Annotated in this window: 15 protein-coding genes; 8 read left to right on the forward strand and 7 right to left on the reverse strand. The window is 70.4% G+C overall.

Annotated features, from left to right (window positions below):
* The first annotated feature begins 18 nt into the window (after positions 1 to 18).
* A complete protein-coding gene (locus FXF65_RS38155) occupies positions 19 to 849 on the forward strand; it encodes an SDR family oxidoreductase (protein WP_148355108.1) in 831 nt (276 codons plus the stop codon).
* Between the two features lie 149 nt (positions 850 to 998).
* On the forward strand, positions 999 to 1,259 hold the full coding sequence (locus tag FXF65_RS38160; protein WP_222868960.1) for a coenzyme F420-0:L-glutamate ligase: 261 nt from the start codon (positions 999 to 1,001) through the stop codon (positions 1,257 to 1,259).
* On the opposite strand, the gene FXF65_RS38165 is transcribed toward FXF65_RS38160, so the two are convergent.
* The 3 genes from FXF65_RS38165 to FXF65_RS38175 form a co-directional block, all read right to left on the reverse strand.
* Complete coding sequence (locus tag FXF65_RS38165; RefSeq protein ID WP_148355110.1) at positions 1,234 to 1,533, reverse strand: hypothetical protein; 300 nt, start codon at positions 1,531 to 1,533, stop codon at positions 1,234 to 1,236. The genes FXF65_RS38160 and FXF65_RS38165 overlap by 26 nt on opposite strands.
* Before the next feature lie 96 nt (positions 1,534 to 1,629).
* The gene (locus FXF65_RS38170) at positions 1,630 to 2,268 is read right to left on the reverse strand and encodes a DUF4360 domain-containing protein (protein WP_246199365.1); all 639 of its coding nucleotides are present in this window, start codon (positions 2,266 to 2,268) and stop codon (positions 1,630 to 1,632) included.
* Positions 2,269 to 2,316: 48 nt separating this feature from the next.
* Positions 2,317 to 2,967, reverse strand: coding sequence for a DUF4360 domain-containing protein (locus FXF65_RS38175; protein WP_148355114.1), 651 nt, complete (start codon positions 2,965 to 2,967; stop codon positions 2,317 to 2,319).
* A 552-nt stretch (positions 2,968 to 3,519) separates the two neighbouring features.
* Between FXF65_RS38175 and FXF65_RS38180 the strand changes: the two genes are divergently transcribed.
* A complete protein-coding gene (locus tag FXF65_RS38180) occupies positions 3,520 to 4,179 on the forward strand; it encodes a hypothetical protein (RefSeq protein ID WP_148355116.1) in 660 nt (219 codons plus the stop codon).
* A 17-nt stretch (positions 4,180 to 4,196) separates the two neighbouring features.
* On the opposite strand, the gene FXF65_RS44935 is transcribed toward FXF65_RS38180, so the two are convergent.
* Both FXF65_RS44935 and FXF65_RS38190 read right to left on the reverse strand, forming a co-directional pair.
* The gene (locus FXF65_RS44935; RefSeq protein WP_222868961.1) at positions 4,197 to 4,691 is read right to left on the reverse strand and encodes a hypothetical protein; all 495 of its coding nucleotides are present in this window, start codon (positions 4,689 to 4,691) and stop codon (positions 4,197 to 4,199) included.
* Between the two features lie 210 nt (positions 4,692 to 4,901).
* Positions 4,902 to 5,615, reverse strand: coding sequence for a hypothetical protein (locus tag FXF65_RS38190; protein ID WP_148355118.1), 714 nt, complete (start codon positions 5,613 to 5,615; stop codon positions 4,902 to 4,904).
* 209 nt (positions 5,616 to 5,824) lie between these two features.
* On the opposite strand from FXF65_RS38190, the gene FXF65_RS38195 reads away from it, so the two are divergent.
* The 4 genes from FXF65_RS38195 (at position 5,825) to FXF65_RS38210 (ending at position 9,361) form a co-directional block, all read left to right on the forward strand.
* A complete protein-coding gene (locus tag FXF65_RS38195) occupies positions 5,825 to 6,796 on the forward strand; it encodes a recombinase family protein (protein WP_246199366.1) in 972 nt (323 codons plus the stop codon).
* A 5-nt stretch (positions 6,797 to 6,801) separates the two neighbouring features.
* Positions 6,802 to 8,001, forward strand: a complete 1,200-nt coding sequence (locus FXF65_RS38200; protein WP_148355120.1) for a helix-turn-helix domain-containing protein — start codon at positions 6,802 to 6,804, stop codon at positions 7,999 to 8,001.
* Between the two features lie 130 nt (positions 8,002 to 8,131).
* Entirely contained in the window at positions 8,132 to 8,860 is a 729-nt protein-coding gene (locus FXF65_RS38205) for a phytanoyl-CoA dioxygenase family protein (RefSeq protein ID WP_148355122.1), read from the forward strand.
* A gap of 30 nt (positions 8,861 to 8,890) precedes the next feature.
* Complete coding sequence (locus FXF65_RS38210; RefSeq protein ID WP_222868962.1) at positions 8,891 to 9,361, forward strand: hypothetical protein; 471 nt, start codon at positions 8,891 to 8,893, stop codon at positions 9,359 to 9,361.
* 177 nt (positions 9,362 to 9,538) lie between these two features.
* Here the strand turns inward: FXF65_RS38210 and FXF65_RS38215 are convergent, their stop codons facing one another.
* Positions 9,539 to 10,276 carry a hypothetical protein gene (locus FXF65_RS38215; protein WP_187412748.1) on the reverse strand — a complete coding sequence of 246 codons (738 nt, stop codon included), beginning with the start codon at positions 10,274 to 10,276 and terminating at the stop codon, positions 9,539 to 9,541.
* Positions 10,277 to 10,433: 157 nt separating this feature from the next.
* On the opposite strand from FXF65_RS38215, the gene FXF65_RS38220 reads away from it, so the two are divergent.
* Positions 10,434 to 11,261, forward strand: a complete 828-nt coding sequence (locus FXF65_RS38220) for a protein kinase domain-containing protein (protein WP_187412749.1) — start codon at positions 10,434 to 10,436, stop codon at positions 11,259 to 11,261.
* A 135-nt stretch (positions 11,262 to 11,396) separates the two neighbouring features.
* On the opposite strand, the gene FXF65_RS38225 is transcribed toward FXF65_RS38220, so the two are convergent.
* Positions 11,397 to 11,879 (reverse strand): hypothetical protein, encoded by a 483-nt coding sequence (locus FXF65_RS38225; RefSeq protein ID WP_148355127.1) that lies wholly within the window; start codon positions 11,877 to 11,879, stop codon positions 11,397 to 11,399.
* Positions 11,880 to 12,349 lie beyond the last annotated feature (470 nt).

Genomic DNA, 12,349 nt, shown 5'->3' on the forward strand with positions numbered 1-12,349 from the left:
GCCTTAGCGTTTCCGCCCATGAGCATCCTGATCGTGGGCGGAAACGGTCACCTGGGCCGCCGCGTCGTCCGGCAAGCGGTCGCGGCCGGACACACCGTGGCGGCCACCTACGCCAGCCGCCCCGGCGACGCCTCCGTCCACTGGCTGCCCGTCGACCTGCGCGTCCCCGACCAGATCGCCGCCGCCCTCACCGCCGCACGCCCGTCGGTCGTGATCAACGTTGCGGTCCGGGCAGCCGACTGGGCCACCACAGCCGACGGAGCCGCCCGCCTGGCCGCCATGATCGGCGACCACGAGTGCCGCCTGGTGCACGTCTCCAGTGACGCCGTCTTCTCCGGCAGCGACGTTCACTACGACGAGGACGCCCTCCCCGACCCCGTCACCCCCTACGGCGCTGCGAAGGCCGCCGCCGAAACGGCGATCCGCGCGCTCACCCCCTCAGCGGTCATCGCCCGCACCTCCCTGATCATCGGAGACGGGGACTCCAAACACGAGACCCTCGTCCGCGATCTCGCGACCGGGCAGCGCGAGGGTGAACTGTTCGTCGACGACATCCGCTGCCCGGTCCACGCCGACGACCTCGCAGCTGCCCTCCTGGAGATCACCGCCACCGACATTGCCGGGACCGTCCATCTCGCCGGAGTGGACGCGGTCAGCCGACATGAACTCGGCGTTCTCCTCGCCCGCCGCGACGGAATCGACCCGGGCCTGCTACGGCCTGGCCGCCGCGCCGACTCAGCAAGGCCAGGCGCGCTGGACATCCGCCTCGACGGGACACGCACGCAGAAAGAACTCACCACCCGCCTACGAGGCGCGCATGAGTTCCTCACATCGGCCCAGAACTGCTGAAGCTAGGAGCGCCGATGCCGGGCGACAGCCTCGGCAAGGTCCCTGAACAGCTCGCCCAGGCATCGCTCATGACAGCCGCGCCCACCAGCTCGATGTCGGCGCGGTGCTCGGCCTTGGTCCCCCCCGCGCAACCAACTGAGAGCCCGCCGATGACCGCCGCCCCGACCTCCGGCTTCTCCGCCTTCGCCTTGGAGCCCTTCCCCGAACTCCAGCCAGGCGACGACCTGGCGGGCACCATCACCGACGTTCTCACCCGCACCGGCACCGAGCTGAAGGACGGGGACGTAGTGGTAGTGGCCTCTAAGGTCGTGAGCATCGCGGAGAAGCGGTACGTCGGTACGATGACCCGGCACAGCGCACGACCCGCCGCAACCGCGAGAACCGCTACTTGGGGTCGGCGTAGGGGTTGACCTCGGCGTAAACCTCGTCGGCCTCGGTCATGTCGAACCCCTCCTCCCACTGGCCGGTGTCGGGCCAATTCCCCGGGCCGCCGGACCGGAACCGGGAGCCCCACCGCGGCTCGGCGACGTTCCAGGCGTGCGACTCGGGCTGGTCGACGTGGATCGTGTCGATGTTCAGCGATCCTTCCCACCAGCGGTTCGGGCGCGTGGCCGGAGCGGGCAGGAGTATGCCGCTTGGGTCACCGCGCCGATGCGCGACGGCTTCGGCCTCGACGGGAGGCAAAGTACTCCCGCGTTCTAGGCGGGGGGACCTTGCCTGCGGTGGGGAAGACGGGCCGCGCGGCGCGTGTTGGCGGGGCGCGGCCCGATGTTCCCCGGGTCAGCGTGCGGGGCACTTCTTCCAGGCGAAGTGGTAGATGGTCTTGACGCTGCCGTCGGCCGAGTCGAAGGCCATGAAGCTGGTCTTGGACTTGTCGGAGCCGGGGGTCACGCGGAGCTCGGTGTTGATGTTGAAGTTGCGGTCCTCGCCGCAGGGCTTCCAGACCAGTTCGGCCAAGTCCGTGCGGTCGGTGAACTGCCAGTTGTTGGAGTACCTGCCCTTGATCGTGTGGCCGATGGGCGTGGTCTGGGACATGCCCTGGTGGTAGTAGCTGGCCTGCTCTAGGCCGGTGGCGCCGCTGGCCAGGTTGGCGTAGCCGCGGTAGTCGGCGCTGGCGATCGCGTAGGTGAAGCCCTGCGGGATGTGGACGGCCAGGCTGAGCTGGCAGTTCTTACGCATGTCGGTCGGGTTGGAGTTCCCGCCTGCCTGGGCCAGGTAGTCGCTGTAGGTGACGGTGAAGGCGGTGTTATCGCTGGACGGGGCCACAGCGGCGGTCCCGGCGCGGCAGCCGGAGCCGTTCACCGTGAGCACGTTCATGGTGATGTTGCCGGGGGGCGGCGGGTCCGCCGCGGCCGACGCCGATGGCGCCAGGCCCGCGGTCAGTGCCAGGCCCGACAGGCAGGCAGCCGAAATTGTCATCCCATTACGCATGGATCGTTCTCCTTCCGGGAGGGGGTTATGGGGTTGCTAGCACTTCTTCCAGGCGAAGTGGTAGGTCGTCTTGATGGTGCCGTCGGTGGAGTCCATGGCGATGAAGCTGGTCTTGGACGCGTCCGAAGTATCCTTGTCGACACGCAACTCGGTGTTGATGTTGAAGTTGCGTTCCTCGCCGCACTTCTTCCAGATGAGCTGGGCGACCGGCACTTTGTCGGTAAACTGCCAATTGTCGTCCAGCGGGCCCGGGAGTGAGTGCGTGATCGCGCCGGTCTGGGAGTTGCCCTGGAAGTAGTAGCTGGCTTTCTGGGTGCCCTTGGCACCCTTGGCCAGGTTGGCGTATCCGCGGTAGTCGGTCTGCGAGATGGCGTAGGTGAAGCCTTGCGGAACGTGGACCCTCATGGCGATCTGGCAGTTCTTACGGAAGTCGGTGGGCTTGGTCGAACCGCCGGCCTGGGCCATATAGTCGCTGTAGGTGACGGTGAAGGCTTCCTTGTCGGCCGAGATGGCGACCGCGGCGGTGCCGATCGGACAGCCGGAGCCGTTGACGGTGGCGATTTCGACCGTGACGCCATTGGGGCCAGGTACGAGCAGAGGCGTGGACGCGGCCGCGGGGGCGGCCGACGCGGCGGTCAGGGCTGCTGCGGCCGCTGCCGCAGCGGAAACCGCGATGCCTTTACGCATGGGATTCCTCTTCGCTGGGAATGGGCGCTTTCTTCGGGGATCGAAGAGGCGGATGCCCGGAAATATGGCTTCAATCAGCGGCGCCACTGGCGGGGCATGGTTCCGGAGGCGTGAAGGGAGCGTAACTATCGAATTCGAAACAGTCAATCACTGATTTTTAACTCTTCTTTACCTGGATGTTTTCAACGGACTGGCATGCAGATTTCCATCTGATCACCGATAATCGAATAAACAGTTGAAATTTCAATGGCGATCGTTCCGCTGGAAACGTTCGCCGCGCGAGAGGGATTCGGACTGGGGCGGGGCGGTCACGACATGTCACAGTGATCGCGCCACAGGGGCCGTGTACGGCGGAGGATTCCGGCGGGCTCATCCGGAGTGGGCGGCTGAAGTCCAGGTCGCTTTCGGGTTGGACCGCCGGACAGCGAAAGCCGTCCGTGTCCGTAGCGCATCCGTGTCCGCTCGACCCGGCTAGCGCCGCCACGATGGCCTCCGGAATCCACCGACTCGCCGAGGCGCCCGTCGCGCGAGAACACCATCGGGCAGCACCGCGTGGACCAGGACAATCCCGACCTCGGGTTGAACCTCGCCAACTACCTGGAGGGCGGCTGGGACTGGGTCCACACGGTCGCGAGCGATCCGCGTGTCGAGCACCTCCTGCAGGAGGACGTCGAGGACTGCTGGATCCGCGTCTGCCCTCTCGACCGGCTCGCCGAGCGCGTCCCCGGTCTCGCCGGCGCCGTCACCGCCGACCCCGACCTGGACGACGGCTCACCGCTGGTCTGGCCGGCCATGACCCAGTTCGCCCTCATCCTCGACCAGCCCGCCCATGTCGAGGAGATCCACGGCGAGATCGAGCACCTGTCCCGCACCGTCGACCTCCGCAAGACCCTGGACGCGGCGCAAGCGACCGGCCGCCACGCCCTGGGCTTCTCCCTCGACAGCAACCCCGGCGGCGACGTCCTCATCTCCCTGGTCGGCATGATGACCGGCATCGACCTCGACGCCGAACTAAACGCGCTCATCCAGGTCCTCACCGGTGCCGGATACCAGGTGACCCCCGACACCCAGGACGAGCCCTGCACCAGCGTCACCGCCCGCCGCCCGCCGCCCGACCACCTGACCGGCACGGGCATGTCGGCATCCCCGGCCGGCACCTTGCGAGCGGGGTCGTGGAAGGGCCGAGCCCGGTGCCGAGCTCGGCGCGGGTGAAGGCGGAGCGGCAGATCTCAGCCGATGTGCGCACACGGCGGGTGCTGCCGGTAACCACCGGGCACGCCAACGCCGACCACGTCCCAGAACGCCTTCGACTCGGCGAAGTGCCCACCGAGGGTGTGCCAGGCCAGGCCCGGCTGCTCTTGCCGGAGCGCGGCCAGCCCGGCGCTGGCCAGCCCGCACCGCTGGTACTCCAGCAGCGTGTAGGGCTGTTCGACCCAGCCCCGCTGGCACCGGCGGCAGACCTGGTAATCGACCGCGAACACGAACTCGGCCTCATCCTCCAGGCGGGCGGCGCGCTGGCGCCATCCGGGCCGCTCAGCCGAAACCGTGTCCTGCCACGGCGTCTCCAGCTCGGGCACGATCGGCCAGCCGCGCCGTTGTCCTAGGCGGCCCCGGCTCGCCCACCGCAGAAACTCGCGCCAGGGCTCCCGCCCCGATACTCGCCCAACCTGGTCAGCCTGTCCGGCGAGCTGCCGCGCCGCCCGCCTCCCGCCGTCAACCGCCACCCCACCATGGTGCCCCCGAAGACCCCAGCTGGAGACTAGGCGAGCCGCTCGCCCATCTCATCCACCGTCACCAGTGCCCGCAGGGCGCGCCGCCGCGCCTGGACGACGCCGGGCCGGCTGTCAGCGGGCACCTCCGCCGCCTACTCACCGAGCCCTCCCAGAAGATCACGCACACCATGCCGTCACCACGGCGCGCGCGGCTGACGACGGTCACCGGCCTGCGTAGCGGGCGGTGTTGTCCAGGCGGGTGGTGAAGCCGCCCGCGATGTCGCGGGTGAGCAGCAGCAGCGGTTCGACGGCGGTCAGGTCGGGGGTGTCGGTGATACCGCCGATCTTGCGGGTGGCGGTGACGGCGATGAGGTCGCCGCCGCGGGTGAGGTCGTCGAGGTAGGCGGTGTTGCGCCAGCCGCGTTCGCCGTTCAGCAGACATTTGGCGGCGCCGAGGACGCCGAGGGTCAGGCAGCCGCCGAGGAGGATCACGGTGGTGCCCTGGTCGAGGATCAGGCGGGTGATGACGGTGAGGTCCGCGAGCAGTTCGCCCTCCGGCGCCCACAGGGGGGCCAGGCGGAGGTCGCCGTGGCTGGGGAAGGCGATGGCCGGCTCCGGCGGCGGGGTGAAGCGGTAAGGCAGGTGGGGGCCGAACTCGGCGTAGGCGGTGTTGCGGTCGGGGGCGCCGAGGATGACCAGGCTGTCGGGTTCGGCGTTGTAGTACTCGCCGGGGTGGAAGTCGCGGATGGTCGCGGCCGGGAAGTTCCGGGCGAGGTGGACGCGGACGTAGATCAGGGCGTCGAGGTCGGCGAAGCCCGCGTAGCGGGCGTACAGCGGGTCGCCCGCGCGTTGGCGTGGCTGGTCAGGGAGGGCGGAGCTGACCATGTCCACGCGGGAACAGGGCCGCCAGTCGTCGGCGACCACGAACACCAACAAGAAGCGAAAGAAGAAGCGCAAGCGGTAGGGCGGCGGTGCGGTGTGGCCGTGATCTCGATCGGCCCCTGGTCGGTCGGCTCGCAGAAATGAACGCGGTTGTGAGAGGCGGCCGACCGCCTTGCGAGTGGTCGCGTCGCCGCAGGTGGTCGTTCTCGGAATGTCTCGCAGAACATGATGGTTGTGCGAAGGGGTTCTGCGAGACTGGCGGGGTGGAGCTCACACCGGACCAGGCCGCCGATGCTGTTGAACGTCATGACTGCCCGACGTGTGAGGTGATGGCGCCCTCGCCGTGCCGTACACGTGGCGGGAAGGTCGCCGCCAAGTATCACACCGCGCGATTCATTCTGGTGCCGGCGTTGCGTGAGCTGCTGGAGGTGCCGGTTCCCGGCGGGCGGTTCCCGGGGCGGCCGTGGCAGGCGCTGCCGCCGGTGGCGGCCGCCGACCCGGGCCCGGCGGCCGAGCCGATCCGGATCGGGTACGCGCGCTGTTCCACCAAGGGGCAGGAGCTCGACAGCCAGGTGCTCGCGCTGCGCGCGGCGGGCTGCAGCCGGATCTTCTCCGAGAAGATCTCCACCCGGGTCAGGGTGCGGCCGGAGCTGGAGGCGGCGCTGGGGTTGTGCCGGGACATCAAGTCGGCCGCGCCCGGGCAGAGCGTCATCTTCACCGTGCACGAGCTCAAGCGGCCCGCCCGCAACGCCGCCGAGCTGATGACGCTCGCGGCCGGGCTGCAGGGGGCCAGGATCCAGCTGGAGTTGCTGTCGGGGCCGTTGACCGGGATCTACGATCCGAACGGGCTGGGCGCGATGCTGTTCGCCGTGCTAGCGGTGGCCGCGCAGCTCGACCGCGACTACATCCGCGACAAGACCCTGGAAGGCCAGCAGGCTGCGGCCGCCCGGGGCAACCACGGCGGCCGCCCCAAGGTGATCGATGAGGACATGCTCATCTTCGCGCTGGCGCTGCGCGCCAAGGGCGTCGCCGTCCCCGACATCGCCCAGAAGCTCACCATCAAGACCGGCGCGAACGCGGGCAAGAACCCCTCGGTCGCCTCGGTCTACCGCGCCCTGGCCGACGCCGACGCCGCCGAGCGGCTCGGCGCGGCCGACGGTCTGGGCGACGACATCGATGAAGGCATGGCGCTTGCGGGCTGGGATTCTTCAGTGGCGGGCAGCACGAGAGGCTGACGATCATGGCTCGGTGGAGTGACTACACGACCGGTGAGCGGATCAAGATCCTGCGCGGGCCGGGCCTGACCCAGGAACGCCTCGCCGAGGCCGCCGGGCTGTCGGTGGCGACCATCCGCAAGGCCGAACGCGACCTGGGCGTCGGGCTGCCGTCGCTGCTGCGGATCTCGGCCGCGCTGCACACCGACGTGTCGGTGGTGCTCGGGCAGCAGGAACCACGGCGGGCGATGCGCCGCGACGACCGCGCGATGCTGCGCGAGCTGTCGCGCGCCGTGCACGACACCGCCGCCGGGGTCGGGACCGACGTTGAACCGGAGCCGGGCGCGGCTGGGGGCCTTGCGGCCGCGTGGGACCGGTACCGCAGCGGCCAGTTCGCGACGGCGGGCGCCCTCGCCGCGATCGCCATCTGGCACAACGCCGCCGCGCAGCGCGCCGCCCCGGACGGGCGGCAGGCCGCGATGTTCGTGGTGATGACCGACGCCTACCGGCTGGCATCCTATGTCGCCAACCAGTTCGGCGCCCGCGACCTGGCCTACGCCGCGATCGGGCACGCTGCCGAGCAGGCCGACCTGGCCGGCGACGACGTGCGCGCTGCGATGGTCGCCTCGGGCAGGTCCTGGATCTACCTGCGCGACGCCCGGCTGGACCAGGCGTCGGCGACCGCCGAGCGGTCCTACCGGATGATCGAGCCCCGCTACGGCGATCGGGACCTGCCGCTGCTGGCCACCTACGGGTGGCACGTCACGTTCGCTGCGGTGGTCGCCGCCCGCGACGGCAACATCGCGCTGGCCGATGATCTGCTGTCGCAGGGACACGCGGTCGCCGCCCGGATGGGCCGGGACGTGTCGGTCAACGGGACCGCGTTCGGGCCCGCGACCGTGCAGGCCCAGGCCGTCGGCATCCAGGTGTCGACCGGGCGGCCCGCCAAGGCGCTGGAGACCTACGCCGCCATCGGCGACCAGAGCGTGCTCACCCCGGCCGCGCGTAACCGGCTGATGCTGGACGTCGCACTCGCCCAGTGCGACACCAAACGCTTCGACGACTCCCTGGACACCCTTTTGGAGGTGTGCACCGCCCACCCCGACTGGGCCCGCCACCAGGCACTGCCCGATGTGATCGCCCGCCGTGCGGGCCGTGCCAACACCACCACCTCGCGGTACCGCAAGCTCGCCGCGATCCTGGGCACCTCGCAGGCGATCCGCTGAGCGAATGCGCACCGGCACCTGCAGCGGGTGCCATTGCGCTATGCGGCGTATCACCCTCACGCACCGCAGTCGCGGCACCGATACGTGACGTGCCTTCACCTTCGGTGAGCCGCCGCTCACAGTAAAGGGCATGTCGAACACGCCACCGGAGACCGCACAGCCGGATATCTCGGCTGGCTGGGCCGTGCAGGATCTGCGTTCTCAGGGCGCGACGTACCCGCTGTGGTGGGCGGACGCGGCGACGGCCCGGGACCTGGCGGCGCGGCTGGAGGCCGAGCACGCCACCGACCGGACCGAGGTCGTCAGGAACCCGCACCGGGACCAGGAGTGGGCGCGGTCGGCGGCGTGCGCGCTGCTGGACATCGTCCGCGGCGTGCTCGGCGAGGACGTGGCGATCGAGAACACCTTCCTGGTCCTCAAATGGCCGGGCGCGGTGTTCGAGGTGCCCTGGCACCAGGACGGTATCGACCGGCGCATCCACCTGGACCCCGCCCGGTCGGTGTCGGCCTGGCTCGCCCTCACCGACGCCACCGTCGCCAATGGCTGCCTGCAGATCGTCCCCGGCTCGCACGCGCTCGGCTACCTGCCCTACGAACTGGAGGACAACCACGGCGGGCGGCGCGGGCGCGCCGGCCAAGCCGTACTCGGCGAACGCGGGCTGGGGGAGGGCGCCGTCCCCGTCCCTGTCGCGGCGGGCAACGCGATCGCCTTCGACGTGGCGTTGCTGCACCGCTCGGGCGCCAACACCAGCCCGCACGTCCGCATCGGCCTCAACATCCGCTACGTCGCGCCCGGCGCCGCCGATACCAGGGACGGTTCCGTACCGATCCTCGATCCGATCAGCGGGACGGCCTGGTAGCCGCCCCACGATGGAAGGAGAGCACCTCCGATGATGAATCTGCTGGAACAGGCCGAGAGCCTGAGCACCCACGACCCGCAGGGGCAGGGCCCGGTCACCCGGGTCCGGGTGCTGACCGGGTCGGACGCCGACCCGGTTCGGCTGGCCGGGAAGGTCCCGATCGCCAAGTCCGACTGCTCCTACTACTGCCCCAACGCCGAGACCGCCCAGGCGTGCATCGAGGCGCTGCGCGCCTCCGACGAGCGGCTGCGCTCGCGCCCCGAAGAGCAGATGCTGTGGGACTGGGAATGCACCTGGCTCGAACCCGAGCCGGGCAACTCTGCCGGTGGCGGCACCGTCATCCTCGGCGTCGCCTGGTTCGACGCCGAGTTCTTCGCCGAGCGGCGCGACGCCTGGTTCGGCCGCATGCACACCAAGATCTACGCCGACCTCGGCATCCCGCTCGACGACATCACCGTCACCCACTGGACCGCGGTCCCCGACGCACAGCCCGCCGCCTGACAGCCGCCTCGCGCGCGACCCCCGGCGGCCCCGACGTGGGGCCGGCGGGGGTCTTCGCTGTTATCTACAGCGGCCTTCGGCTTCGGCAGCGGCGATCCCTCCGGCGGTCAGTTGTGCAGGTCGAGTTGGGCTTGCCCGACGGCGGTGATCACGTTGATGATCAGGTCGGTGGCGGGCTCAGTCGCGGCCCAGGGCAACCCACCCGGCGATCAGGCGTCCGGACTTCATCTCCGCTCCCATCGCCGCGTCGGTGAGGTTTGCCGGGTGCAGTGCGTAGGAGACACCCCAGACCAGGCCGCCCTGCTCGCGGGCCAGCCGCAGCTCGGGGGCTCCGGCCGGGGCGGTGTAGGAATCGAAGGGCAGCACCGTCATCGTCACGGTGGCCGATCCGGCGCCCGCGGCGGCGGTCGCGCCCGGGACGGCGGCCGCGGCCCCGATCTCCAGCTCTGCGGCCTTGAGACCGACGTCGGTAAGGGGCCGCAGGCTCACCGCCCAGCCGTCACCGGCTGGGCGGATCGGGATCGCCTCCAGGGCGGGGTTGGTGACCATCATCGCCCACTGGCCGGGACGGCCGGGAAACGACAACACCAGCATCTGGCTGGCGTTGCTCAGCGTCGGCATCGACGACGGCGCTCCACTGACGTGCCCCGAGTCGTTCCACCCCGACCGCCGGCACCGGTCGTGGTGCAGGCTCGCCAGCGCGAACTCGCCCATGTCGTCGACCGCCAGAGCCGGTGCCCGGTTCCCGTCGGCCAGCGGCTGCCCGCAACTCTGGCAGTCCTTGGCCCACAGGCAGTCGGTGACCTCCGCCAACCCGCCGCCCTGCCGCTGCCGGGTGCCCGCGTCCACTCGCAACCCTGCAACAACCACGATGCGCCCCTCGCTCTCGCCGACCGTCGACTCCGCACTGCGCACAACCCCGATGGGACGGCAGCTCGCGCGCTTCCACCGGCGACGCCGTCACCGTACGCCGAACCACCGACGTCCGCGGCCGGTGTGGACATGCGCCATGCCCGGCCCGCGCACGGCACACTGGTCACTCCGGTGCCGCCGCTGCGAAAGGGCCTCGTTCGTGGATCCCCTCATCACCCGCCTCAGGTTGGGCGACCTCGCACCCGCGCTGCTGCACGATCGGCGCGGCACGACCGTCTACCGCATCGCCGACACCGCGTTGAAGATCACCAGCGGGTTGATGGCCGGGCGTGAAGGACAGATCCTGCGGCTGCTGGGCACCGAGTTCTACCAGGGCCACGGCTGGGAGGACGCCGACCGGGACGGCCGGTCCTGGCTGAGGTTGCGGTGGCTTGACGGCACCACCCTGTGGGACGCCCTGGAGGGCGCCCACCGCGGCGACGAGAGTCCCGCCAGCCGTGACCGCATGCTCGCCCTGGCCGCCGACGCCGCCGTGCAGCTCGCCGAACTGCACGCCGCCGGCTGGGCCCACGGCGATCTGCAGCCCGACCACGTCATCTATGAGGGGCCACCGTTCAGCGGGCAGGTCACGCACCTGATCGATCTGGCCTGCGCGCAGGGGCCCGCCGAAGCATCCGCCGCCGTCCCGTTCTACGTTCACCGCGGCGGCCTGGCCCACACCACCGCCCCTGAGATCGCCGAAGCGATCCTCGCCTCCGACGAGCACGTGGTGGTCACCCAGCCCGCCGACGTGTGGTCACTTGGCGCGTCGCTGTGGTGGTCCTGGACCCGCACCCCGCCCATCTCCTACCGCGATCCGGCCGCGGGTCGCGCCGGGCAGCTGGCCGACATCGCCGCGCTCCGCCGCACCCCTATGGCCGTCAGGCCCTGGCCGTTCCCCGCATTCGAGGACCTCGTCCGCGCCTGCCAGGCCGCCGATCCCGCCGACCGGCCCACCGCCAAGCAACTCGCCACCACCCTGGTCTGACCGTCAGCCCCGCCCCGCCGAGACGAACCACCGAGACGATGCGGTTCAGACCTCATCCTCATCCTGAGTGGCGGTGAACACCCGAGCGCCCGCCGCGTTCGGTGGCTCGCCGCCCTGCGTGGCAGGAGGTCGTCGTCAGCGGTGACCGGAGGGGCGGGACGGACTTGGCGTTGGGGTGGGGTGGCCGATGTTGTCGTTGATGATGACCTGGGGAATCTGGGCATCGGCAGCGGGTGCGGTGCTGATCGCGTCCACCTTGGGCGCGATCGCGTTGTACACGCGGACCGCCAGAGGGTCGGCAGGCCCGAACCCCCTCTCTGGGTGCGCCACCGCATCCAGCTTCTTCAGCAGGTCCACGAGTTGCGGGCCGGTCATCTGGACTAGCACCATCCCGTTGCCCTGGTCGGTGATCTGTGCCTTCACCGGGTCCCCGTCGTGGTGGATGCGGTCGCGATAGCCGCCGGTGCGTTCCCACAGGTCACGGGTACAGGTGAGGCGGAATGCGGTGACCCCCGCCGCCTTGCGCAGACGCTCGGATTGTTCCTTGGGGCTGGTGGAGCATCCCGCCAGCACCAGGACGACGACCAGCGTGCCGGCTGCGATCGGGGTCCGCATCATCGGGGGTTCGGCTCCTTCTGCAGTTGTCCGCGCGTACATTCAGGCGCACGCGCCTCAGGCTCCCTCTACGTTGCCGATTGATCACTGTCGGTGAAACTGTCCGGCCGGATACTGATCGTGTACCAGCGCGGTAGGCGACTGAGCCTTACGGGGCCGGGGATGTATCGCGAAACGATGGGAACAAGGGGAAGAAGAGCCCGGCCCACCCCAACGACCCGGCCGCCGCCCGCGCGGCCGCGCTCGCCGCGCAGACCTACGGCCTGGTGGTGCGCGACCGGGAGCAGAACGTGCACACCGCGCTCACCGCGATCGAGCACACCCTCGACGCGCTGCGGCAGCAGGCGCCCGCCGAGGCCGTCATCGCACTGGGCACCGCCCGCTAGCTCGCCGTCCACGTCGACGAACTGATCGCCGCGCTGGCCGGGCTCCGCGACCTGCGCGAGGTGTCCTTCCCCGCCGACACCCCCGCG

Source organism: Actinomadura syzygii (genome assembly GCF_008085905.1).
Classification (GTDB): Bacteria; Actinomycetota; Actinomycetes; order Streptosporangiales; family Streptosporangiaceae; genus Spirillospora; species Spirillospora syzygii.